The 24,059-nt window shown below is 71.5% G+C and carries 20 protein-coding genes; 10 read left to right on the plus strand and 10 right to left on the minus strand.

The genetic code is table 11. The features are described from left to right. Positions 1-3: 3 nt before the first annotated feature. The 4 genes from ACFY1H_RS09435 to ACFY1H_RS09450 form a co-directional block, all read right to left on the minus strand. Positions 4-1,407, minus strand: a complete 1,404-nt coding sequence (locus ACFY1H_RS09435; RefSeq protein ID WP_366582008.1) for an OFA family MFS transporter — start codon at positions 1,405-1,407, stop codon at positions 4-6. Between the two features lie 173 nt (positions 1,408-1,580). Then, positions 1,581-3,719 (minus strand): acetate--CoA ligase family protein, encoded by a 2,139-nt coding sequence (locus ACFY1H_RS09440; RefSeq protein WP_386945697.1) that lies wholly within the window; start codon positions 3,717-3,719, stop codon positions 1,581-1,583. 11 nt (positions 3,720-3,730) lie between these two features. After that, positions 3,731-4,960 (minus strand): formyl-CoA transferase, encoded by a 1,230-nt coding sequence (gene frc, locus ACFY1H_RS09445; protein WP_366582006.1) that lies wholly within the window; start codon positions 4,958-4,960, stop codon positions 3,731-3,733. Positions 4,961-4,976: 16 nt separating this feature from the next. Further along, positions 4,977-6,719: a thiamine pyrophosphate-binding protein gene (locus ACFY1H_RS09450; RefSeq protein ID WP_366582005.1), complete on the minus strand. Its 1,743-nt coding sequence runs from the start codon at positions 6,717-6,719 to the stop codon at positions 4,977-4,979. Positions 6,720-7,043: 324 nt separating this feature from the next. Here ACFY1H_RS09450 and sucC point away from each other — a divergent pair, with 324 nt between their 5' ends. From sucC to ACFY1H_RS09485, 7 genes are all read left to right on the plus strand, one after another. Continuing rightward, positions 7,044-8,225 (plus strand): ADP-forming succinate--CoA ligase subunit beta, encoded by a 1,182-nt coding sequence (gene sucC, locus ACFY1H_RS09455; RefSeq protein WP_386945700.1) that lies wholly within the window; start codon positions 7,044-7,046, stop codon positions 8,223-8,225. A 3-nt stretch (positions 8,226-8,228) separates the two neighbouring features. Then, positions 8,229-9,119, plus strand: coding sequence for a succinate--CoA ligase subunit alpha (gene sucD / locus ACFY1H_RS09460; RefSeq protein ID WP_366582003.1), 891 nt, complete (start codon positions 8,229-8,231; stop codon positions 9,117-9,119). Between the two features lie 2 nt (positions 9,120-9,121). Beyond that, positions 9,122-9,631, plus strand: a complete 510-nt coding sequence (locus tag ACFY1H_RS09465; protein ID WP_366582002.1) for a carbonic anhydrase — start codon at positions 9,122-9,124, stop codon at positions 9,629-9,631. 10 nt (positions 9,632-9,641) lie between these two features. Beyond that, positions 9,642-10,784, plus strand: coding sequence for a molybdopterin molybdotransferase MoeA (locus ACFY1H_RS09470; RefSeq protein WP_386945701.1), 1,143 nt, complete (start codon positions 9,642-9,644; stop codon positions 10,782-10,784). Between the two features lie 26 nt (positions 10,785-10,810). Further along, positions 10,811-11,668 carry a LysR family transcriptional regulator gene (locus tag ACFY1H_RS09475; protein ID WP_366582000.1) on the plus strand — a complete coding sequence of 286 codons (858 nt, stop codon included), beginning with the start codon at positions 10,811-10,813 and terminating at the stop codon, positions 11,666-11,668. Positions 11,669-11,714: 46 nt separating this feature from the next. Then, positions 11,715-12,668, plus strand: coding sequence for a LysR substrate-binding domain-containing protein (locus ACFY1H_RS09480; protein ID WP_386945702.1), 954 nt, complete (start codon positions 11,715-11,717; stop codon positions 12,666-12,668). Positions 12,669-12,750: 82 nt separating this feature from the next. Further along, positions 12,751-13,911 carry an NAD-dependent formate dehydrogenase gene (locus tag ACFY1H_RS09485; RefSeq protein WP_386945705.1) on the plus strand — a complete coding sequence of 387 codons (1,161 nt, stop codon included), beginning with the start codon at positions 12,751-12,753 and terminating at the stop codon, positions 13,909-13,911. A gap of 62 nt (positions 13,912-13,973) precedes the next feature. Here the strand turns inward: ACFY1H_RS09485 and fdhD are convergent, their stop codons facing one another. The 4 genes from fdhD to ACFY1H_RS09505 form a co-directional block, all read right to left on the minus strand. Further along, the gene (gene fdhD, locus ACFY1H_RS09490; protein WP_386945707.1) at positions 13,974-14,825 is read right to left on the minus strand and encodes a formate dehydrogenase accessory sulfurtransferase FdhD; all 852 of its coding nucleotides are present in this window, start codon (positions 14,823-14,825) and stop codon (positions 13,974-13,976) included. Positions 14,826-14,841: 16 nt separating this feature from the next. Next, positions 14,842-16,197 carry an OFA family MFS transporter gene (locus ACFY1H_RS09495; protein ID WP_386945709.1) on the minus strand — a complete coding sequence of 452 codons (1,356 nt, stop codon included), beginning with the start codon at positions 16,195-16,197 and terminating at the stop codon, positions 14,842-14,844. A 104-nt stretch (positions 16,198-16,301) separates the two neighbouring features. Continuing rightward, entirely contained in the window at positions 16,302-17,210 is a 909-nt protein-coding gene (locus ACFY1H_RS09500) for an MBL fold metallo-hydrolase (protein WP_386945711.1), read from the minus strand. 42 nt (positions 17,211-17,252) lie between these two features. Then, positions 17,253-18,182, minus strand: a complete 930-nt coding sequence (locus ACFY1H_RS09505; RefSeq protein ID WP_366581994.1) for a LysR substrate-binding domain-containing protein — start codon at positions 18,180-18,182, stop codon at positions 17,253-17,255. 83 nt (positions 18,183-18,265) lie between these two features. Between ACFY1H_RS09505 and ACFY1H_RS09510 the strand changes: the two genes are divergently transcribed. From ACFY1H_RS09510 to ACFY1H_RS09520, 3 genes are read left to right on the plus strand one after another with little or no spacing between them, the layout of a single operon-like run. Beyond that, positions 18,266-18,976 (plus strand): succinate dehydrogenase cytochrome b subunit, encoded by a 711-nt coding sequence (locus tag ACFY1H_RS09510; protein ID WP_386945713.1) that lies wholly within the window; start codon positions 18,266-18,268, stop codon positions 18,974-18,976. After that, positions 18,964-20,907, plus strand: a complete 1,944-nt coding sequence (locus ACFY1H_RS09515) for a fumarate reductase/succinate dehydrogenase flavoprotein subunit (protein ID WP_386945715.1) — start codon at positions 18,964-18,966, stop codon at positions 20,905-20,907. The genes ACFY1H_RS09510 and ACFY1H_RS09515 overlap by 13 nt, the downstream gene beginning before the upstream one ends. Then, positions 20,904-21,650, plus strand: coding sequence for a succinate dehydrogenase/fumarate reductase iron-sulfur subunit (locus tag ACFY1H_RS09520; RefSeq protein ID WP_386945717.1), 747 nt, complete (start codon positions 20,904-20,906; stop codon positions 21,648-21,650). Before ACFY1H_RS09515 ends, ACFY1H_RS09520 begins: the two co-directional genes overlap by 4 nt. Before the next feature lies 1 nt (position 21,651). On the opposite strand, the gene ACFY1H_RS09525 is transcribed toward ACFY1H_RS09520, so the two are convergent. Together ACFY1H_RS09525 and ACFY1H_RS09530 are read right to left on the minus strand one after the other, a co-directional pair. Continuing rightward, complete coding sequence (locus tag ACFY1H_RS09525) at positions 21,652-22,602, minus strand: alpha/beta hydrolase (protein ID WP_386945719.1); 951 nt, start codon at positions 22,600-22,602, stop codon at positions 21,652-21,654. 236 nt (positions 22,603-22,838) lie between these two features. Beyond that, a complete protein-coding gene (locus ACFY1H_RS09530) occupies positions 22,839-24,053 on the minus strand; it encodes a helix-turn-helix domain-containing protein (protein WP_386945721.1) in 1,215 nt (404 codons plus the stop codon). Between the last annotated feature and the right edge of the window lie 6 nt (positions 24,054-24,059).

Consider the following 24,059-nt stretch of genomic DNA (forward strand, 5'->3'; position numbering starts at 1 on the left):
GCGTCAGCTGCCGGCGCTCCCGGTGGCCGGTGAGGCCTGCGCGACCACGCCGGTCTGCTCCGAGGCGGTCGGGCCACTGCGGCGGCCCGGCTGGCGCAGGAACAGCACCATGACGGCGGACAGCAACGCGATGCAGCCGGCCAGGACGTAGGCACCGGTGTAGCCCCACGCCGCGATCACGCCCGCGGCGAGACCACCGCCGCCGACACCGCCGATGAGCTTGGCGCTGTAGACGAGGCCGTAGTTCGTGGCGTTGTGGTTCTCACCGAAGTAGTCCGGCACGAGCGCGGCGAACAGCGGGTAGAACGCGCCGCTGCCGAACCCGGTCAGGACCGCGAACACCATGAACCAGAACAGGCTGTGCGTGTTGCCCGACCACATCACGCCGAACTGCGCGACCGCCGCGATCACGAGCACCCAGAACAGCGTCTGCTTGCGCCCGATGCGGTCCGACGCCCAGCCGACCAGGCCGCGGCCGACGCCGTTGACGATCGCGAGGATGCCGGCCGACGAGGCCGCCACGAACGCGCCGAAGTGGCTCTCCTCGGCGAAGGGCACCTGGAAGTTGATGCCGAACAACGACACGCCGCCGATCACGATCAGCGTGACCCACATCAGCGGGAGCATGCCGGTCCTGATCGCCTCCATCGGCGTGAACTGCCGGACGGCCGGCGGGTTCTTCTCCAGGCTCTTGGCGCTGCCCGCCGCCTTGCCCTTCAGCCACGCGATCGGGTCGACCTCGGACGGCCACCAGTTCTTCGGCGGGTCCTTGAACAGGAACCCGCAGATCCCGACGACCAGCAGCATGTAGAGGCCGATGGCGTCGAGCGTGATGGTCAGGTTCTCGTGCCCGAGGAAGGCGCTGAACAGGTAGATGAACGGCACCGAACCGTAGGCGAACCCGCCGTTCACGAAGCCGGTGCGCGCACCGCGCTTCTCGGGGTACCACTTGCCGACCATGTTGATGCAGGTGGCGTAGACCAATCCGGCGCCCGTGCCGCCGAGCACGGAGTACCCGATGAAGGCGAGCACCAGGTTGCCGCTGTGCGCGATGGTGAAGTAGCCGATCCCGGAGAAGACCGCGCCTACGAGCATGGCGGTCTTCGCCGAGACGATGTTCTTCTCGCGCAGCCGGCCGGCCGGGAACGCGACCCCGGCCTGGAACACGGCCCAGATGCTGGCCAGCCAGAACGCGTCCGACAACGACCAGCCGTACTTCTCTTCGAGCGTGCCTTCGACGGCTCCCCAGCCGTACTCGAACACGCTCACCGCCATCATGGCGACCCACGGCAGCCAGACCATGAATGCGCGTGAGCGGCCCATGATGTCTCTGGGACTCTCACCGATCCGGTACTTGCGTCCGTTGTCGTCGACGATCTCCTGGTACGTCGGTAGGGCTGCGGTCATGAGAGTTCTCTTTCGTCAACGTTGACTTCGGTTCCCTCTGAGTGGGGTGGCTCCTTGTCCCCCGCCGGGCGCGACCGCGCGCGCCCGGCGCTTCTTGCGTGCTCGTGTCCCCCGCTGTGGCCGACGGCTAGGTGTCCGGCAAGATACGCCTCCTTCCTCCTCGCCGGAAGTGATCAGCCGAGCAGCCCGGCCGACCGCGCCCAGCGGTACTTGGCACCGAGTACCGCCACCGGCTTCTCGGTCGTGTACGGGTAGGCGACGATCCCGTTGGCGTAGAGGTGGTCGCTCGCGGCCTCCACCTCGACGTCCCCGGACAACGACGCCACCACCGGCTTGTGGATCCCCCTGCGGCGGAACTCCTCGACCACGTCCACCACGAGCTCGGCGAACACCATCGGCGGCGTGACGATCGTGTGCCAGTAGCCGAGGATCAGGGAGTGGATGCGCTCGTCGGAAAGACCGAGCGCGATCGTGTTCCGGTAGGTCGACGGCGGCTCGCCACCCGTGATGTCCACCGGGTTGCCGGCCGCGCCGAACGGCGGGATGAACTCCCGGAACGCCGCGTCGAGGTCGTCGGGGATCTCCATCAGCGACAGGCCGTTGTCCACACAGGCGTCCGACAGCAGCACGCCCGAGCCGCCGGCGCCGGTGATGATCACGACGTTCTCGCCCTGCGGAGCCGGCAGCAGCGGGATGCCGCGGGCGTACTCCAGCATGTCGTTGAGCCCCGGCGCCCGGATCACGCCGCTCTGGCGCAGGATGTCGTCGTAGACCTTGTCGTTGCCGGCCAGCGCGCCGGTGTGCGAGCTGGCCGCCTTCGCGCCCTGCGACGTGCGCCCGGCCTTCAGGACGACGACCGGCTTCTTCGCCGAGACGCGCTTGGCGGTCTCCGCGAACGAGCGGCCGTCCTTGAGGTCTTCGAGGTGCATCGCGACGAGCTGGGTGTTGTCGTCGTGCTCGAAGAAGGTGAGCAGGTCGTCCTCGTCGATGTCCGCCTTGTTGCCCACGCCCACGATGGACGACACGCCCATGCCGGCCGACCGGCTGAAGCCCAGGATCGCCATGCCGATGCCGCCGCTCTGCGAGGAGAGCGCGACACCGCCCTTGACGTCGTACGGGGTGCAGAAGGTCGCCGACAGGTTCTCCGGCGTGTAGTAGTAGCCGTAGATGTTCGGCCCCAGGACGCGCACGCCGTGCTTGCGCGCGATCGCCACGACCTCGTCCTGCAGCTCGATGTTGCCGGTCTCGCCGAACCCGGACGGGATCAGGATCGCGCCGGCCACGCCCTTCGCGCCGGCCTCTTCGAGCGCGGCGGGCACGAACTTCGCCGGGATGGCGAACACCGCGACGTCGACGTCGCCGGGTACCTCGCTGATGCTCGCGTACGCCTTGCGGTCGAGGATCTCCGAAGCCTTGGGGTTGATCGGGTAGATCTCGCCCGCGTAGCCGCCGTTGACGAGGTTCTTCATCACCGAGTTGCCGATCTTGCCCGCCTCGGCCGAAGCCCCGATCACCGCGACGGCGGCCGGCTTCATGATCCGGTTCATCGACGCGAGGATCTCCTCCTGCGTGAACCGCACCGGCTCCTTGGCCGCGTCCGGGTCGACCAGGATGCGCACGTCGACCGCGGTCGCGCCGGCGGCCGTGGCGAGCACCGGGTTGAGGTCGACCTCGGCCAGCTGCGGGAAGTCCGTGACGAGCTGCGAGAGCTTGTTCACGATGCCCGCGAGCGCCTTCTTGTCCACCGCCTCGCTGCCGCGCACCCCGTCGAGGACCTCGGCCGCCGCGATACCGTCCACCATGGACAGTGCCTCGGCCTCGCTCGTGGGGGCCAGCCGGAAGGTCACGTCCTTGAGCACCTCGACGAGCACGCCGCCGAGCCCGAAGGCGACGATCTTGCCGAAGGTCTGGTCGGTGACCGACCCGATGATCACCTCCTGGCCGGTGGTGAGCATCTGCTGCACCTGCACGCCGACGATGTCCGCGTCGGCGTCGTACGCCTCGGCGTTGGCGAGGATCGTGGCGTACCCGTCGGCCACCTGCTCGGCCGTGCGCAGGCCGACGAGCACGCCGCCGGCCTCGGTCTTGTGCAGGATGTCGGGCGACACGATCTTCAGCACCACCGGCAGGCCGATCTCCTGCGCCTGCGCCACCGCCTCGTCGGCCGAGGTCGCCAGCCGCTCGGCCGGGGTGGGAATGTCGTAGGCCTCGCACACGGCGCGGCCTTCGGGGGCGGTGAGGGACGAGCGCCCCTCGGCCGCCGCCTTCTCCAGGATCTTCTCGACCGCAGCGCGGCCGGTTCCCGTGGTCATCCAGCTTCTCCTTAGATCACGCCTGCGGTGCGCAGCCGCTCGAGGTCCTGGCCTGCGTAGCCGAGCTCGCCCAGCACCTCGTCGTTGTGCTCGCCCAGCAGCGGCGAGCGGCCGATGTCGACCGGGGAGTCCGACAGCTTGAGCGGGCAGCCCACGGTCTTGAACTTGCCGCGCTCGGGGTGGTCGACCTCGACCACGCTGCCGAGCTCGGCGAGCGTCTCGTCCTCGATGAGCTCCTGGGTGGACAGGATCGGCCCGCAGGGGATGTTGCGGGCGTTGAGCTTCTCCATGACCTCCCACTTGGTGTGGCGCTCGGTCCACTGCTCCACGAGCGCGAACACCTTGTCCAGTTTGGACAGCCGCGCCTCGGGCGTGGCCCACTCCGGGTCCTCGGCGAGCTCGGGCTGCCCGATCAGCTCGGTGATGGGCTGCCAGCCGACGGGCTGGATGATCACGTAGATGTAGTCGTTCGGGCCGCCGGGCGCGCAGCGCACCGCCCAGCCGGGCTGCCCGCCGCCGGACGCGTTGCCCGAGCGCGGCACCTCGTCGCCGAACACCTCGTTGGGGTACTCGCCGAGCGGGCCGTGCGCCAGGCGCTGCTGGTCGCGCAGCTTGACGCGGCAGAGGTTGAGCACCGCGTCCTGCATGGCCACCTGCACCCGCTGCCCGCGGCCGGAGTTCGTGCGCTGGTACAGCGCGGCGAGGATCGCGGCGACGAGGTGGATGCCGGTGCCGGAGTCGCCGATCTGCGCGCCGGTCGCGGTCGGCGGGCCCTCCTCGAACCCGGTGGTGCTCATCGAGCCGCCCATGGCCTGCGCGATCACCTCGTAGGCCTTGAAGTCGGCGTAGCGGCCGGGGCCGAAACCCTTGATGGACGCGTAGATCAGCCGGTCGTTGATCTCCTGCAGCTTCTCCCAGGAGAAGCCGAAGCGGTCGACGACACCGGGGCCGAAGTTCTCCACGAGGATGTCCACTCCGGACACCAGCTTCGTGAAGATCTCCTTGCCCTCGTCGCTTTTCATGTTGAGCGTGATGCTGCGCTTGTTCCCGTTCAGCATCGTGAAGTAGAGACTGTCCACTCCGGGCAGGTCCCGCAGCTGACCGCGGGTGATGTCCCCGCGGCCCGGTGTCTCCAGCTTGATCACGTCCGCGCCCAGCCAGGCGAGGATCTGGGTCGACGACGGTCCCGACTGGACATGGGTCATGTCGAGGACGCGGACGCCTTCGAGTGCCTTTCCCATTTCTCGTGCCTCCCGACTACTTGTACATCGTCTGGTTCATGGTTCCGGGGGCGTACGCGTCCGGGTCGACCCAGACGTTGATCAGCGACGGCTTGCCCGATTCGCGGGCGCGCTGCAGTGCCGGCGCGATGTCGGCGGGGTCGCGGACCTCTTCGCCGTAGCCGCCCAGCATGCGGGCGAACTCGTCGTAGCGGACGTCGCCGAGGGTGTTGCCGATGCGCTCGCGCGCGAGGCCGTACTTCTGGGCCTGGCCGTAGCGGATCTGGTTCATCGACGAGTTGTTGCCGACGATCCCGACGAAGGGCAGGTTGAACCGCACCAGCGTCTCGAAGTCCCAGCCGGTCAAGGAGAACGCGCCGTCGCCGAACAGCGCGACGACCTCCTTGTCCGGGCGGGCGTGCTTGGCGGCCATCACGAAGGGGATGCCGACGCCGAGCGTGCCCAGCGGGCCCGGGTCCATCCAGTGGCCGGGCGACTTCGGCTGCACGACCTGGCCGGAGAAGGTGACGATGTCGCCGCCGTCGCCGATGTAGATCGAGTCCTCGGTGAGGAACTCGTTGATCTCGTGCACGAGCCGGTACGGGTGGATCGGGTTCGCGTCGGAATGCTGCTGCGGCAGGCGCTTCTCCTTCGCCTTGTCCTCCACCGCGCGCAGTTCTTCCAGCCACGGCTTGCGGGCCACCGCGCCGTTGTCGGTGCGGCCCGACGCCGCCTGGGTCACGCCGGCGAGGATCTGGCCGGCGTCGCCGACCAGCCCCAGGTCGATGTCGCGGTTCTTGCCGACGGTGCGGTAGTCCAGGTCGATCTGCACCACCGTGGCGTCGGGCGAGAGCCGCTTGCCGTAGCCCATGCGGAAGTCGAACGGCGTCCCGACGATCACGATCACGTCCGCGTTGTCGAACGCGTAGCGGCGCGAAAGCTGGAAGTGGTGCGGGTCGCCGGGCGGCAGGGTGCCGCGGCCCGCGCCGTTCATGTACGCGGGGATGTTCAGCGTGCGCACGAGCTCGGCCGCCGGTTCGGCCGCGCGGGTGGTCCAGACCTGGCTGCCCAGCAGGATCACCGGCTTCTTCGCGTGCACCAGCAGGTCGGCGAGGCGCTCGACGTCGGCGGGGTCGCCGGCGCTGCGGGTGGACGCGCGGTAGCGGCCCGCCTCGGGGATCCGCGCGGCCGACAAGGGCACGCGCGCGTCGAGCACGTCGCGCGGGATCTCCAGGAACGCCGGGCCGGGCGCGCCCGCCAAGGCCTCGCGGAACGCCATCGACACCAGGTCGGCCGCGCGCGCGGTCGAGGGCACGGTCGCGGCGAACTTGGTGATCGGGGTCATCATGTCCACGTGCGGCAGGTCCTGCAGTGAGCCCATCTTGTGCTGGCTCAGCGCGCCCTGGCCGCCGATCAGCAGCATCGGGCTCTCCGCGCGCAGGGCGTTGGCCACGCCCGTCACCGCGTCCGTGGTGCCCGGGCCCGCGGTGACGACCGCGCAGCCGGGGCGGCCGGTGATCCGCGCGTAGCCGTCGGCGGCGTGCGCGGCGACCTGCTCGTGGCGTACGTCGATGACGTTGATGCCCTCGTCGACGCAGCCGTCGTAGATGTCGATGATGTGCCCGCCGCACAGCGTGAAGATCGTGTCGACGCCCTCCGCCTTGAGCGCCTTGGCCACCAGGTGCCCGCCGGAGATCGTGTCCGGAGCCGGCTGGCCGCCGTTCGTCGCAGGGGCGGCCCGGTCCTTGTCGACGTTCTGGCCGGTCGTGGTTGGCGCCATTGCTCAACTCCTCTGGTCTCACGCCGGACCTCTCTGATCCGGGCGCTCGTTCCGGTGCGCTCCCCGGTCTGCACTGCCGTCGGTCCACAGCCGCGGCGAAGGGAATCCCTCCAGGTCAGCGGCACCTTCGCCGAAAACTGTAGATTGCATACCGTATGAGGTAGGCATTAGGATTACTCTCCGAGCGACCCGCTGTCCAGGGCCATCCGCAGGTTTGTCCGGAGGTTTTTTTCGCCGGAGCCGCGGCGGATGACGGCACGCCGGACGGCCCTTTTCCTCCCCAGTCCCGTTCGCGGCCCACCGGGCCCGCCAGGAAGGACTCAGATGGATCTCTTCGAACACGAGGCGCGCGAGCTGTTCTCCTCGCACGGCGTACCGGTCCCCCACGGCCGCGTCGCCGCGAACCCGGAGGAAGCGCGCGCGGCGGCCGCGGTGATCGGCGGCACCGTGGTGGTGAAGGCACAAGTCAAGACCGGCGGGCGCGGCAAGGCCGGCGGCGTGAAGCTCGCCGCGACGCCTGACGACGCCGAACAGATCGCCGACGACATCCTGGGCATGGACATCAAGGGCCACACCGTGCACAAGGTGCTGGTGACCGAGGCGAGCGAGATCGCCGAGGAGTACTACGTGTCCTACCTGCTCGACCGCGCGGAGCGGACGTTCCTCGCCATGGCGTCGGTGGCCGGCGGCATGGAGATCGAGGAGGTCGCGGCGACGCGGCCCGAGGCGCTGGCGAAGGTGCCGGTCGACGCGCGCACCGGCGTGGACCGCGCCAAGGCGGCCGAGATCGTCGCCGCGGCGCAGTTCCCGGCGGAGGTGGCCGACCACATCGCCGACGCGCTCGTGCGCCTGTGGGAGGTCTTCGTCGGCGAGGACGCGACGCTGGTCGAGGTGAACCCGCTGGCGCGCACCGAGAACGGCCAGGTGATCGCGCTCGACGGCAAGGTCACCCTCGACGCCAACGCCGAGTTCCGCCACGCCGACCACGAGGCCTTCGCCGACCCGAACGCCGGCGACCCCCTGGAGCGCGAAGCCGCCGAGCAGGGGCTGAACTACGTGAAGCTCGACGGCGACATCGGCGTGATCGGCAACGGCGCCGGCCTGGTGATGTCCACATTGGACGTCGTCGCGGCCGCGGCCGCCGAGGTGGGCGCGCGGGGGCCGGCGAACTTCCTCGACATCGGCGGCGGCGCCTCGGCCGGGATCATGTCGGCCGGGCTCGGCGTGATCCTCGGCGACCCGGACGTGCGCAGCGTCTTCGTGAACGTCTTCGGCGGCATCACCGCGTGCGACGCGGTGGCCGACGGCATCGTGCAGGCGCTGGGGATCCTCGGCGACCGCGCGACGAAACCGCTGGTGGTGCGCCTCGACGGCAACAACGTGGCCGAGGGCCGGCGCATCCTCGCCGAAGCCGGCCACCCGCTCGTGACCGTGGTGGAGACCATGGACGACGCCGCCCGCGAGGCGGCCAAGCTCGCGACCGTTCCTGCTAGCGCGGAGGCCTGAGAAGTGGCGATCTTCCTGGACGAGAACAGCCGTGTCGTCGTGTCGGGCATGACCGGCGCCGAGGGCATGAAGCACACCAAGCGGATGCTGGCCGCGGGCACGAACGTGGTCGGCGGCGTGAACCCGCGCAAGGCCGGGCAGAAGGTGGCGGTCGGCGAGCACGAGCTGCCCGTGTTCGGCAGTGTCGCCGACGCGATGGCCGGGACCGGCGCCGACGTGGTGGTGCTGTTCGTGCCGCCGCCGTTCGTGAAGGACGCGGTCATCGAGGCCGTCGATGCCGAGATCGGCCTGGCCGTGGTCATCACCGAGGGCGTGCCGGTGCACGATTCCGCGGTGTTCTGGGCGCACGCCGTGGCCAAGGGCGGCAAGACGCGGATCATCGGCCCGAACTGCCCGGGCATCGTCTCCCCCGGGCTGTCCAACGCGGGCATCATCCCGGCCGACATCACCGGCCCGGGCCGCATCGGGCTGGTGTCGAAGTCGGGCACGCTCACCTACCAGCTCATGCACGAGCTGCGGGACATCGGCTTCTCCACCTGCGTCGGCATCGGTGGCGACCCGGTGATCGGGACCACGCACATCGACGCGGTCGAGGCCTTCGAGAAAGACCCGGACACCGACGTGATCGTGCTGATCGGCGAGATCGGCGGCGACGCCGAGGAACGCGCGGCCGCCTACGTCCGGGAGAACGTGAGCAAGCCCGTGGTCGGCTACGTCGCCGGGTTCACCGCGCCGGAGGGCAAGACGATGGGCCACGCCGGCGCGATCGTCTCCGGCTCCGCGGGCACGGCCGTGGCGAAGAAGGCGGCGCTGGAGGCGGCGGGCATCCGCGTCGGGCGGACGCCGAGCGAGACCGCGCGGCTCGTGCGCGAGGTCCTCGCGGGAACGCCGTAGCCGTGGGCGAGATCGACGCGCTCGTCGCCAACGCCGGGCGCTACCACGGCAGCCTCGACCACACCCGGTTGGTGAAGCGGCCACGCCGGCGCGTGGCGGTGGTGGCGTGCATGGACGCGCGGATCAGCGTCTACCGGTTGCTGGGCCTGGAAGAGGGCGACGCGCACGTGATCCGCAACGCCGGCGGCGCGGTGACCGACGACGCGATCCGGTCGCTGGCGGTGAGCCAGCGGCTGCTGGGTACCCGGGAGATCATCCTCGTCCACCACGAGGACTGCGGCATGCGAACCTTCACGGACACGGAGTTCGCGCGCCAGGTGGAGCAGGGCACCGGCATCCGGCCGCCCTGGTCGGCCGAGGCGTTCACCGACGCCGAGCAGGACGTGCGCCAATGCCTGCGCCGCGTGCGCAGCAGTCCGTTCCTGCCGCACACCGCGTCCGTGCGAGGGTTCGTGTACGACGAGCGGACCGGGGCGATGACCGAGGTCGGCGCCGCGGGCCGGCCGGACTAGGAGGTACGCCATGCACCGGGGATGGGCCGAGGCCCGCCGGATCGCCCGCGACGCGGTGAAGCCGCTCGAGGCGGTCGAGCTGCCGTTGGGCGAGGCGCTGGGCCGGGCGCTGGCGAGCCCGGTCCGGGCCCTGGTGCCGATGCCGGCGTACGACAACTCGGCGATGGACGGGTACGCCGTCGCCGGGCCCGGACCGTGGACCGTGGTGGGCGCGGTCCGGGCCGGCGGCGCCCCGTACGCCGGGGTGCTGGCCCACGGCACGGCCCTCGAGATCGCCACGGGCGCGCCGGTCCCGGCCGGCACGCGGGCGGTGCTGCCGGTGGAGCACGCCGTCCACAGTGGACGGCGGGTGAGCGGCACCGTGGTGACCGGCAAGCACGTGCGCCGCCGCGGCGAGGACTGCTCCGAGGGCGAGGAGCTGCTCGCCACGTCGACCACCGTGACGGCCGCGGTGCTCGGCGCGGCGGCGGCCGTCGGGCACGACACGCTGCTGGTGCACCGCCGGCCGCGGGTGTCGGTGGTCGTGACCGGCGACGAGGTCCAGACCTCGGGGCTGCCGCGGCCGGGCCGGGTGCGTGACGCGATCGGACCGCTGTTACCCGGCCTGCTGCGCGCCGCGGGTGCCGACGAGCACGGCCTCGTCCGGCTCGCCGACCGGCCCGACGCCCTCACCGCGGTGCTGACCGACGACGACGCCGACGTGGTGGTGGTCTGCGGCGCCACCTCGAAAGGCCCGGCCGACCATCTGCGTGGCGTGCTGCGCGCACTGCTCGCCGACGTGCGCGTGGACGGTGTCGCGGTCCGGCCCGGGCACCCGCAGCTGCTGGCGGTGCTGCCCGACGGCCGGTGCGTGGTCGGGTTGCCGGGCAACCCGTTCGCGGCGCTCGGGGCCGGGCTGACCCTGCTCCTGCCGTTGCTGACCGAGCTCGGCGGGCACCGCGAGCCGAGGCCCGTCACGGCGTGGGCCGCCGAACCCCTGCCGGCGCACCCGAGCGACACCCGGCTCGTGCCCGTCGTGCGCTCCGGCGGCGACGTCACGCCGGTGGGCCACGACCGGCCCGGTTCGCTGTGGGGCGCGGCGCTCGCCGATGCCCTCGCCGTGGTGCCGCCGGGCTGGCGGGGCGGTGACGTCGAGCTGCTGCCCCTGCCCTGACCACGAGCACCCGAGGAGGACCGCGGATGGACCTGCGGCAGCTGGAGATCGTCGTCGCGGTCGCCGAGGAAGGCGGGTTCACCGCCGCGGCGCACCGCCTGCACACCGTGCAGTCGACGGTGTCCACAGTGGTGCGCGCGCTCGAACGCGACCTCGGCACGTCGCTGTTCGAGCGCACCACCCACCGCGTCGCGCTGACCCCGGCCGGACGGGCGTTCCTGCCCGCCGCGCGCGCCGCGCTGAAGGCCGCCGAACACGCGCGGGCGACCGTGGACGGGGCGCGCTGGAAACTCGCCGGCCGCGTGCGCGTCGGCGTGATGCCCGGCGCGTGGCCCGACCCGCACCGCGCGCTGGCGGCGCTGCGCCGCGAGCACCCGGGTGTGCAGGTGCAGGTCCTGCTGGTCCCGCCGAGGCAGCTGCGCTCGGCGGTGCACGAGTCCAGTGTGGACGTTCTCGTCGCCGTGGAGGACTGCGTGGCCGGTGACGGGTTGATCAGCCGGCCGTTGCGGCGCGAGGAGATGGTCCTGGTGAGTCCCGCGGGCGATCGCGGCGCCGACCGGCCGGTCACCGCGGCCGACGCGGCCGCCGCGGCGGTCGTCGACTTCGCCCCGGGCTGGGCCAACCGCGAAGCGACCGACCGCGCGTTCCACACCGCGCAGGTGCGCCGCACCGTCGCCCACGAGGTCACCGACGTCGCCGCGGCGGCGGAGCTCGTCCGCCACGACCTGGGCGCGTGCATCCTGCCCGCGTCCGTGGCCGCGCGGTTCGCCGATCTCACCTCTCGGCCCTTCTCCCGCGGCGGCCCGACCTGGCACATCACCGTGACCCGCCCGGCCGGTGATCCCCCGCCGGCGGTGGCGGCCGTGCTGCGGCACCTGACCTGAAGCCGCAAAGCCTTTCGCCGGTCCGGGGCGTGCGCCATGATGAGATGTGCTGCTACGCCAACTGGAGTACCTCGTCGCGCTCGCGCGGGAACGTCACTTCGCCCGCGCCGCCGACGCCTGTCACGTCTCGCAGCCTTCGCTCTCAGCCGCGATCCGGAAGCTGGAGCACGAGCTGGGCGCGCCGATCGTGCGCCGGGGCCGGCGGTTCGAGGGCCTGACACCCGAGGGTGAGCGCGTGCTGCTGTGGGCGCACCGGATCCTCGCCGAGTGCGACGGGATGCGCCAGGACCTCTCCACGATGCGCAGCAACCTCTCGGGCGTCCTGCGCGTCGGCACGATCCCGACGTCGCTGACCGCCGCGACGCTGCTCACGACCCCGTTCTGCGAACGCCACCCGCACGCCCGCGTGTCGCTCGAATCCCTGCCGTCCCGGGAGATCACGCGCCGGCTCGCGGAGTACGAACTGGACATCGCCCTGACCTATGTGGACGACGAGGAGCTCGGCGCCGTCCGCACCTTCCCGCTCTACGAGGAGCGCTACCTGCTCCTGACACCGCGCGACGGCAAGCTCGCCGGGCGCGAGCGCGTGCGCTGGGCCGAGGTCGCCACCGTTCCGTTGTGCCTGCTCGGCCCGCAGATGCGCAACCGGCGGATCCTCGACGGGTTCTTCGCCGACGCCGGGGCGTCGGTCGTCCCGGCGATCGAGACCGACACCGTGTCGGCGCTCTACGCCCACGTCGCCTCGCGGCGCTGGTCGAGCGTGATCTCCCACGCGTGGCTGCACATGTTCGGCGTGCCGCCGGGCATGCGCGTGGTGCCGCTGGAAACCCCGGCCCGGCCGCCCCAGATCGGGCTCGTGATGGCCGACCGGGACCCGGAACCCATCCTCGCCCGGGCGTTGCTCGAGGTGACTCCGCAGGTCGACGTCCGGGGGGTCCTGGAGCGCGTCCTCGCCGGTTTTCTCGCGCCCGCGCGACAGCCGGGACCTATCTCGGCATAGGCACTAACGCTTTGACCCCCTCTCTGCGGCGGAGGAAGGTAAAAGTCGTTAGCTGCCAACGAAAAACCTCGGGAGACAGACCATGGCAAAGGTGCTCTGCGTGCTGTACGACGACCCGGTCGACGGGTACCCCAAGACCTACGCGCGCGACGATCTGCCCCACCTCGACGGCTATCCCGGCGGCCAGACCCTCCCGACGCCCCAAGCGATCGACTTCACGCCCGGCGCCCTGCTCAGCAGTGTCTCCGGTGAGCTCGGCCTGCGGAAGTTCCTGGAGAGCCAGGGCCACCAGCTGGTCGTCACGTCCGACAAGGACCGCGACGGCTCGGTGTTCGACCAGGAGCTGCCCGACACCGACGTCGTGATCTCGCAGCCGTTCTGGCCCGCCTACCTCACGGCGGAGCGGTTCGAGCGGGCGAAGAACCTCAAGCTCGTGGTCACCGCGGGCATCGGGTCCGACCACACCGACCTCGACGCGGCGATCGCCCACGGCGTGACCGTGGCCGAGGTGACCTACTGCAACAGCATCAGCGTCGCCGAGCACGTGGTGATGATGATCCTCTCGCAGGTGCGCAACTACCTGCCCTCGTACCGGACCGTGCTCGACGGCGGCTGGAACATCGCCGACTGCGTCGCCCGGTCCTACGACGTCGAGGGCATGCACGTCGGCACCGTCGCCGCCGGCCGCATCGGCCTCGCGGTGCTGCGCCGCCTCAAGCCGTTCGACGTGCACCTGCACTACACCGACCGGCACCGCCTGCCCGCCGAGGTGGAGCAAGAGCTGGGCCTGACCTTCCACGAGAGTGCCGCGGCGATGGTGCCCCACTGCGACGTGGTGACCGTCAACGCGCCCCTGCACCCGGAGACCGAGGGCCTGTTCAACGACGACCTCATCGCCACCATGAAGCGGGGCGCGTACTTGATCAACACCGCGCGCGCCCGCATCGCCGACCGCGACGCGATCGTCCGGGCCCTGGAGAGTGGCCGGCTCGCCGGGTACGCCGGCGACGTCTGGTTCCCGCAGCCCGCGCCGGCCGACCACCCGTGGCGCACGATGCCGCACCACGGCATGACGCCGCACATCTCGGGTTCTTCACTCTCGGCCCAGACGCGCTACGCCGCGGGCACCCGCGAGATCCTCGAATCGTGGTTCGCCGGCACGCCCATCCGCGACGAGTACCTCATCGTCGACGGCGGCAAGCTCGCCGGCACCGGCGCGCACTCCTACTCGACCAACCGCTGACCCCGGCCGAAGAAGCCCCCTTCACCGATTCTGCGGCGAAGGGGGCTTCTTCGTGTGGCGCCTCAGTGTTCGACGAGCTGCAGCGGATCGTGCAGGCCGAGCCGGTCGGCCCGGGTGTAGACGTTCATCGAGCGGCCCCGCAGGAATCCGACGAGCGTGAGCCCGACTTCCTCCGCCAGTTCCACCGCGAGCGACGAGGGTGCGGAAACCGCCGCCAGCAACGGGATTCCCGCCATCGCGGCCTTCTGCACGAGCTCGAACGACGCCCGCCCGCTGACCATCAGCATCGTGGCGGTCAGCGGCAGCCGGCCCTCCCGCGCGGCCCAGCCCACGACCTTGTCGACCGCGTTGTGCCGCCCCACGTCCTCGCGCACGCACAGCAGCTCTCCAGTGGCGTCGAAGAGCCCGGCCGCGTGCAGGCCGCCGGTGCGGTCGAACACCTTCTGCGCCTCGCGCAACGCGTCGGGCAGACCGGTCAGGACCTCCGGCCCGACGGCGAGCGGGTCGGCGGTCACCGGCCACCGCAGCGTCGTGCGCACCGCATCGAGGCTCGCCTTGCCGCAGAGGCCGCACGAGGACGTCGTGTAGAAGTTGCGCTCCAGCGACGGGTCCGGCAACGGCACGCCGGCGCGCAGGACGACGTCGACGATGTTGTACGTGTTGGAACCGTCCACAGTGGCCCCGGCGCAGTACCGGATCCCGGCGACGTCGGCGCTCTGGTGCACGATCCCCTCGCCGACCAGGAACCCGGCAGCGAGGTCGAAGTCGCTGCCGGGTGTGCGCATGGTGATCGTGAGCGCCTTGCCGGCCACACGGATCTCCAGCGGCTCCTCGGCGCTGAGCGTGTCCGGGCGCATCGTGAGCTCGCCGTCGACGACGCGGAACACGCGGCGTCGGCTCGTCATCCGGCCCATGGGGCCACCTCCGGGTTCAGCGCGCGGGAAGCAGGGACTTAGGCCGGCCCGGCTGCGTGAGCCGTCCGGTGAGGACCGCGCCGGCGAGGCTGAAGAGCCCGGCCGCGGCGAAGGCGCCGAAGTAGCCGTGCGCCGTGACGACGAGGGCGGCGAGCCCGATGCCGAGCAGTGCGCCGACGGCTTTGGCGCTGTAGAGCACGCCGAAGTTCTGCAACGCCGACTCCTCGCCGAAGTACTCGCGCACCAGCCCGGTCAGCAGGGTGTAGCAGCAGCCGTTGCCGAGCCCGGCGAGCGCGGCGCCGAGCACGAGGCCGAAGGCGTGCCGGTGTTCGCCGGAGTAGAACAGCACGAACTGGCCGATCCCGCCGGCCACCAGGGCCAGCTGCAGGATGCGGCGGCGGCCCACGCGGTCGGACAGCCACCCGAGCAGCACGCGGCCCGTGCCGGTCACACCGGCGAGCACAGCGAGCGCGACCGCCGCGAGGCCGGTGCCGCCGCCCTGCTCGGCGACGAACGTGGCCAGATAGGCGAGGTCGAACAGCAGCACCGCGGCGGCCAGCACCACCGTGCCGTACAACGCCGCCGTCGTGCCGCAGCGCAGGAGCTCGGCCGGCCGGTAGTGGCGGACGGCGGGGCGGTTGACCGAGACGGTGCGGTTGCGGACCTTGTCCCGCGCCCACTCGCGCGGGTCCGGCGCGCCCGACGGCCACCAGTTGCGCGGCGGGTAGCGCAGGAGCACGCCCGCGCCGACCACGACGACCAGCACGAGTGCCGCCGTCACGTCGAGGAGCACCCCGCGGTTGCCGACGCCGAGGCCGAAGCCGGCGACGAGGACGAAGGGGACGCTGCCGTAGGCGAAGGCGCCGCTCACCGCCCCGACGCGGGTGGCGGTGTGGTCGGGGAACCAGCTCATGACGGCGCCGACGCACGTGCCGTACACGAGCCCGGTGCCGATGCCGCCGAGCAGCGAGTAGCCCGCGAACACCACGACCAGGCTCGACGCGTGGCCGAGCGTCACGAGGCCGATCGCGCACAGGATCCCGCCCAGCACCACGGCGAACGACGGTGAGAGCCGGCCGCGGTCGCGCAGCCAGGCCGCGGGGAACACCACGCTCGCCTGCGCCACCGCCCACACGGCGAGCGACACCACGACCTCGGTGAACGTCCAGCCGTGCGCGCCGGTGAGCACCGGCGCGATGGCGCCGAAGCCGTACTGCTGCAGCCCGGCGGCGAACATCGCGGCGCCGCTGAGCCAGAGCATCCAGCTCCGGGGGCGCCCGAGCAGGTCCAGATCGCTTTCCCCGACCCGGTACCGGCGCCCGTAGACGTCGTTCAGCTCGCGAACGGCGGTGGTGGTCTGGGGTTCGGACATGGCGTCACCCGCTCGACTGGATGTTGTATGCAGTATGGAGTAGTCCGGTTATAGCACCCGCACCGCACCCTGTCCACGAGCGTCGCCCGACGGGTGGAGCGGCCTCAGTCCCCGAGCACGCGCGGCGCGGGCAGCACGGCTTCGGCCTGGACCGGGACCCACTTCAGCGAGCCGTCGGTGTCGCGCTCGACGCGCCCGAAGGCCTGGTCCCCGAAGTGGATGCCGAACCCGATCGCGCCGGACCGCTCCAGCTCCGCCACGATCCGGCGCCGAGCGGCGAGCACGCCGGCGGCGTCGACGTCGGGCAGCGAAGGCCAGTCGGGGTGCGTGATCTGCGCGGGGATGTGGAAGACGTCGCCGAACGCGACCACGCGCCGTTCCCCCGCCTCGATCACGTACGAGGTGTGCCCCGGACTGTGTCCGGGCGTCACGATCGCGTGCACGCCCGGGAAAACCTCGTCGCCGTCGCCGATCACCTGGTGCGTGCCCGCCAGCGGCTCGATCACCTCGGCCCGGCCCGGTGCGCCCGGGATGAGCTCCCCGCGCCCGTGCGGCGCCCACTCCTGCGCCGCGACGAGGTAGGTGGCCGCGGGGAAGAACTTGCGCCCGTCGACGAACGCCCATCCGGTGTGGTCCACGTGCAGGTGCGTGAACGCGACGGCCTCGATGTCCTCGGGCCGGTGGCCGAGCGCGGCGAGGATGTCGGGCAGGGCGCCGGAATCGCTGAAGGCGACCGGCTCACCGCCGATCTCGACCGGGTCGGTCTCGACACCGAGTCCGGCGTCGACGAGCAGCGACCGGCCGTCGCGCTCCACGAGCAGACCGCCCGCGGACGCCGTGACGCGGCCCTTCGCGTCGAGCACCTCGGGGTGTTCGGTCCAGTAAGCGGCCGGGATGGCGGGGAAGAAGCCGCCGGGCACCATGGCCAGCGCGCCGTCGACCACGTAGGTGAACCGCACTCCCCCGAGCTCCAGCACCCGTACGGCCGACTGCTCGTTCAGCGCTCCCGCCACCACGCACTCCCTTCTCCGCCCGTCGAGTTGATCATGCCCCCGTCAGCGCCCGGCGAGCGAGCGGATCCCCGGCGGCAGGTGACCGAGCCCACCCTCCCCGGCCAGGAACCGGACAATCTCCTCCTGCAGAGCGCGGGCCGCGCGGGTGAGCTCGACGTCGCGGCGGAAGGCGAGCCGGACGACGCGGCTGAGGCCGGGCTCGGTGAACTGCGTCATCCGGAAGCGGTCCCCCACCACAGTGCTCGGGACGACGGCGAGGCCGAGGCCCGCCTGCACGAGCTCGAGCACGGCGTCCATCTCGCCGCCCTCGATGGCGAAGGCCGGATCGAAGCCGGCGGCGCGGCAGGCGTTCACCGTGGCCTCGCGCAGGTCGTAACCGCGGCGGAACATGACCAGCGGCCGGCCCTTCAGGTCCTGGATGGCGAGCCGGCCGCGCACCGGCGCCGGCTCGTGCTTCGGCGAGATCACCACGAGCTCTTCGACGAACAGCGGCGTGCTCTCCAGGCGGTGGTCGTCGCGGACCCGGCTGTCGACGATCATCGCGAGGTCGAGCCCGCCTTCCGACAGGTCGGTCTGCAGGTCGCGGGAACCGCTTTCGTGCAGCACCAGCTCGATGCCGGGGTAGGTGCGCCGGAACGCCGCGAGCATCACCGGCAGCAGGCCGGTACACAGGCTGGGCGTGGCGCCGAGGCGCACGCGGCCGCGCCCCAGCTCGTCGAGCTCGCGGATCGCCCGGTACGCCGCCTCGGTCTCGGCCAGGATGCGCCGCGCGATGGGCAGGAGCGTCTCGCCGGCCTCGGTGAGCGTGACGTTGCCGCGGACGCGGTGGAACAGCGTGGCGCCGACGTCGCGTTCGAGCGCGCGGATCTGTTGGGACAGTGAGGGTTGCGCCACACGCGCCTGCTCGGCCGCACGCGTGAAATGCCGCGTGTCGGCCACTGCCAGGAAATATGCCAGCTGCTGGAACTGCATAGGGCCCATCATAGGCTTTGACTCTGGTGATGAGAGGAATCATGTGTTTGCCCTCTCGTTCACTCAGACCTAACGTCGCAGGCGTGGCAAGTGAACTCGCCACCGCCCGGCGCAAACGCCCGGCGGTGCGGCTTTTCTGGGAATCGTCGATCGGCAAGAAGGTCGTGATGGCGGCGACCGGACTGCTGTTCGTGGTCTGGCTGCTCGCGCACATGGCGGGCAACCTGAAGATCTTCTTCGGGCCCGAGACCTTCGACCACTACGCGGCCTGGCTGCGCACGATCGGCGAGCCGGCGCTGCCGTACGCGTGGTTCCTGTGGATCCAGCGCGCGGTCCTGGTGGTGGCGCTGGTGCTGCACGTCACGGCGGCGGTGCAGCTGTCCAAACGCGACCGGCGCGCTCGGCCGGTGCGGTACGCGCACGGGCAGCGGCCGCGGGCGACGTTCGCCACGCACACGATGCGCTGGGGTGGTGCGACGTTGGCGGTGTACATCGTGTGGCACATTCTCGATCTCACGGTCGGGGTGGCGAACCGGGATTTCGTGGAGGGGCAGCCGTTTCACAACGTGGTGGCTGATTTCCAGGTGTGGTGGGTCAATGTGATCTATCTGGTGGCGTTGTTGATGTTGGGGTTGCACATCAATCACGGGTTCTGGAGTGCGGCGCAGACGTTGGGGATCAAGAGCGCGACCAAGGACCGCGCGGTGAAGACGGTCGGGACGGTGCTGGCGGTGGTCATCACGGCCGGGTTCATGATCGTGCCGGTTTCCGTGATGACGGGATGGGTGAGCTGAGCATGCTCGAGTACACGATCGGTGAGCCGATCACCGATACGAAGGCGCCGTCCGGGCCGATCGACCAGCGGTGGAGCGCGCGGAAGTTCTCGGCGAAGCTGGTGAACCCGGCGAACCGGCGCAAGCATCGGGTGATCGTGGTCGGGACCGGGCTGGCCGGGGGGTCGGCCGGGGCGACGCTGGCCGAGCAGGGCTATCACGTGGTGCAGTTCTGTTTCCAGGACTCGCCGCGCCGCGCGCATTCGGTGGCGGCGCAGGGTGGGATCAACGCGGCGAAGAACTACCGCAACGACGGTGATTCGGTGCACCGGTTGTTCTACGACACGGTCAAGGGCGGCGACTTCCGGTCCCGGGAGTCCAATGTGTACCGGCTGGCCGAGGTGTCGGCGCAGATCATCGACCAGGCCGTGGCGCAGGGGGTGCCGTTCGCGCGGGAGTACGGCGGGCTGCTCGACACGCGCTCGTTCGGCGGGGTGCAGGTGCAGCGGACCTTCTACGCGCGGGGCCAGACCGGGCAGCAGCTGCTGATCGGGGCCTACCAGGCGCTCTCGCGTCAGATCGACGCCGGCAACGTCGAGCTGCACCCGCGCACCGAGATGCTGGACCTGATCGTGGTCGAGGGCCGGGCCCGCGGGATCGTGGCGCGGGATCTGGTCACCGGCGAGGTCTCCACGCACCTGGCCGACGCGGTGGTGCTGGCCACCGGCGGCTACGGCAACGTGTTCTACCTCTCCACCAACGCCAAGGGCTCCAACGCCTCGGCGATCTGGCGGGCCCACAAACGCGGCGCCTACTTCGCCAACCCCTGCTTCACCCAGATCCACCCCACCTGCATCCCGCGCTCGGGTGAGCACCAGTCGAAGCTGACGCTGATGAGCGAGTCGCTGCGCAACGACGGCCGCATCTGGGTCCCCAAGCAGAAACAGGACCCGCGCCCCCCGGCGCAGATCCCCGAGGACGAACGCGACTACTACCTGGAGCGGCTCTACCCCAGCTTCGGCAACCTGGTGCCGCGCGACATCGCCTCGCGGGCGGCGAAGAACATCTGCGACGCCGGCTACGGCGTCGGGCCCGGCGGGCTCGGGGTCTACCTCGACTTCGCCGACGCCATCACCCGTCTCGGCCGCCCCGCCGTGGAGGCCCGCTACGGCAACCTGTTCGACATGTACCAGCGCATCACCGCGGAAAACCCGTACGAGGTGCCGATGCGCATCTACCCCGCCATCCACTACACCATGGGCGGGCTGTGGGTCGACTACGACCTGCAGTCCACCATCCCCGGCATGTTCGTGATCGGCGAAGCCAACTTCTCCGACCACGGCGCCAACCGGCTCGGCGCCTCGGCCCTCATGCAAGGCCTGGCCGACGGCTACTTCGTCCTGCCCGCCACCCTCAACGACTACATCGGACAGGGCGGCCTCACCGACGTCACCCCCGACCACCCCGCCGTCCTCGAGGCCCAGACCGGCGTCCACGACCGCCTCCAGCGGCTCCTCGCCGTCAACGGCACCCGCTCGGTCGACTCGTTCCACCGCGAACTCGGGCTGATGATGTGGGACCACTGCGGCATGGCCCGCACCGCCGAAGGCCTGCGCAAAGCCCTCGAACGCGTCCCCGAGCTACGCGCGGAGTTCTGGCGCGACGTCCGCATCCCCGGCACCGGCGAAGAACTCAACCAGGAACTGGAGAAAGCCGCCCGCGTCGCCGACTTCCTCGAACTGGCCGAGCTGCTGCTGCTCGACGCCCTCGTGCGCGAGGAATCCTGCGGCGGGCACTTCCGCGAAGAACACCAAACCCCCGAGGGCGAGGCCGCCCGCGACGACGAGAACTTCTCCCACGTCTCCGCCTGGGAATACGGCGAGAAACCCGTCCTGCACAAGGAACCCCTCACCTTCGACTACGTCCACCCCACCCAGCGGAGCTACACGTGAAACTCACCGTGCGTGTCTGGCGCCAAACCGGCCCCGACACCCCAGGCCGGCTCGTCGACTACCCCGTCGACGGCATCAGCAGCGACATGTCCTTCCTCGAAATGCTCGACACCCTCAACCAGCAGCTCATCGAGGCGGGCGAGCAGCCGGTCGCGTTCGACCACGACTGCCGCGAAGGCATCTGCGGCTCCTGCGGCGTCGTCATCAACGGCCAGGCCCACGGTCCGGAGACGACCACGACATGCCAGCTGCACATGCGCGCGTTCTCCGACGGCGACGTGATCGACGTCGAACCCTGGCGCGCCAAAGGCTTCCCGGTGATCAAGGACCTGGTCGTCGACCGCTCGGCGTTCGACCGCATCATCCAGGCCGGCGGCTACATCACGGCGCCGACCGGCGCGGCGCCCGACGCCCACGCGACGCCGGTCCCCAAACCCGACGCCGACCTCGCCTTCGACAACGCCACCTGCATCGGTTGCGGCGCCTGCGTCGCCGCCTGCCCCAACGGCTCCGCCATGCTCTTCACCGCAGCCAAAGTCAGCCACCTCAACTCCCTGCCCCAAGGCCAGCCCGAACGCGAGCAGCGGGTGCTGGACATGGTCGACACCATGGACGCCGAAGGCTTCGGCGGCTGCACCAACAGCGGCGAATGCACCCTGGCCTGCCCCAAGGGCATTCCGCTGACGAGCATCACCACGCTCAACCGCGAGTTCCTCAAGGCGGCGCGCAAAGCCCGCAAGTGAGTTATTCGGCGAGGACGCGGCGCAGCCAGTTCACCCGGCTCGCCCGCGCCTCGCGGGACATCGGAGCGTGCGGGACGACCTCGTCGAAGCCGTGGCAGCCGCCCGGCCACACGTGCAGCTCCGCCTGCCCGCCCGATTGCCACAGGCGCGACGCGTAGGCGACGGCCTCGTCGCGGAAGGTCTCGACCGAGCCGACCTCGATGAACGCCGGCGGCAGGTCCGCGAGATCGCCGGCGCGGGCGGGCGCGGCGTAGGGCGAGACGTCCGGGCCGCCGGCGTCCTCGCCCAGGAGCGCGGACCAGCCGGTGGCGTTGGAGACGCTGTCCCACACGCCTTCGCCGACCAGCTCGGTGCTCGACGGGGTGCACGCGCGGTCGTCGATCATCGGGCACACCAGCAGCTGGCCCCGCAGCGCCGGGCCGCCGCGGTCGCGCGCCATCAGCGCGGTGGCGGCCGCCAGCCCGCCGCCGGCGCTGCCGCCCGCCACCACGAGCCGGGCGGGGTCGATGCCCAGCTCGGCGAGGTGCTCGCCGACCCACGTCAGCCCGGTGTAGCAGTCCTCGACGGGCGCGGGATGCGGGTGCTCCGGCGCGAGGCGGTAGCCGACGCTCACCACGACCATCGGAATCTCGGCCAGCCAGCCGAGCAGCCAGTCGGCGCCCGTGCGGTTGTTCCCGGCCATCATGCCGCCGCCGTGCATGAAGTAGACACCCGGCAACGGCACGGCGGGATCACTGCCCTTGGGCCGCAGCACCAGCAGCGGAACCCCGGCGTCGATCTCGCGCACGTCGGCGTGCTCGCCGATCTCGGCCACGCTCATCGTGTGCCCGGCCGCCGTCAGCTCCCGCAGCCGGCCCACCAGCTCCGGCGTCACCGACGACGGCAACGCTTCGTTCACCGCCACCAGCGCCGCCGCAATCTCGGGGTCGAACGGTGGGTGCACCCTCTTCATGCCGCCTGCTCCTCTCGGGACGTCGACCCCCGACGCTAGGCGCCGCCCCCGCCCCAGGTGAACCCGGCACGCGGCGGCCATTGCCCGCCACACGGCGGTTCAGCGGGTACCGCGGAACCGCCGCAACACCAACGCCACCGTCAGCCGCGCCCACCCCGCCGGCGACGCGACGCCGTACCCCAACGCCTGAGCGAGCAAGCCCACCGGCCCTTCAGCGTCAAGTGGTGCACGACGGTTCAGCAGGTACGGCGGAACCGCCGCAACACCAACGCCACCGTCAGCCGCGTCCGCCCCGCCTGCGACGCAACGCCGTACCCCAGAGCCTGCGCAAGCAAGTCCACCCGGCTCTGCAACGTCGAGTGGTGCACGTGAAGGACGGCCGCGGCGGCCCGCAGGCTCGGCTCCGCCGCGACGGCGGTCAGGGTCGCGAGCGCCCACGGGTGCGCGGCGAGGACGCGGTCGAGGCGTGAAACCTCCGCCGTGGCCGCCGGGCTGTCACACCCGTCCGCGAGCGCCAGCAGCCCACCCAGCTCGGCGGCGTCCACATGCGACGGTCCCGGCTCGTCGACGGTGGTGAGCCGCAACGCGAGAACCGCCTGCGCGTACGACACCGGCAGCTCCCGCACGGGGACCGCCGGTCCCGACGCCGACCGCACCGCCGGTGGCGCGCCGGCCGAGGCCGGATTGACCACGGCCGAAGCGGGCCTCGCCGCCCGACCGCTGCCGCCCGATGCGGGCACCGCGATCGCGCCAACCTCGCGCATTCGCGCAACGGGCCGCTCCAGCTTCGCCTCTGCAGCGCGCTCGGCGGTCGCGGCTGCGCCGACTTGCGTCACCGAAGCGTCGAAGCGAGCGGACCCCGGCGCGGCTCGCGGTGGGCTGGCGACCGGGTCGATCGTCACCGCCAGGTCGCCGAGGCGGGCCGCGCCAGGTGGAAACGGGCCGTTCGCGCGCACCGTCACGGTGAACGATCCCTCCGCCGACAACCCGAGCCGCCGGGCGGCGGCCAGACGCCCCGTTTCGTCGGCGGTGGCGTCCAGCAGGAGCTCCACCGACGCGGGGTCACCCGGCGGAACCGCGGCGCCGGTGCGGTCCAGCACGATCGCGGCCGTGGTGGCGAGCCGGTCTGCGAGCACGCGGTCGAACTCGGCGCGGCCCGGGTCCTCGGCCACGCGCTCCACCCACACCACCGCGCCCGCGTATCCCGGCAACGGCACCGAAAGGCCCACGGGCTGCCCGTCTGCCCGACGGCCGTCCGGCTCCACCCGGACCCGCAAGCGGCGGCCCGGAACCGCGAGACCCGCGGCGCAGCCGGCGAGGACGGCGGCGGCCCGCACCGTCGCTTCGAGACCGGCGCGGGCTTCGACCAGCGCGTCGAAGTGGGCGACCACCTGCAAGGCGGCCCCGGCTCCGGGGTCGATCGCCCGCATGCGCCCGGCCAGCTCACGCAACGTCGG

The organism is Amycolatopsis sp. NPDC001319, assembly GCF_042896185.1.
Classification (GTDB): domain Bacteria; phylum Actinomycetota; class Actinomycetes; order Mycobacteriales; family Pseudonocardiaceae; genus Amycolatopsis.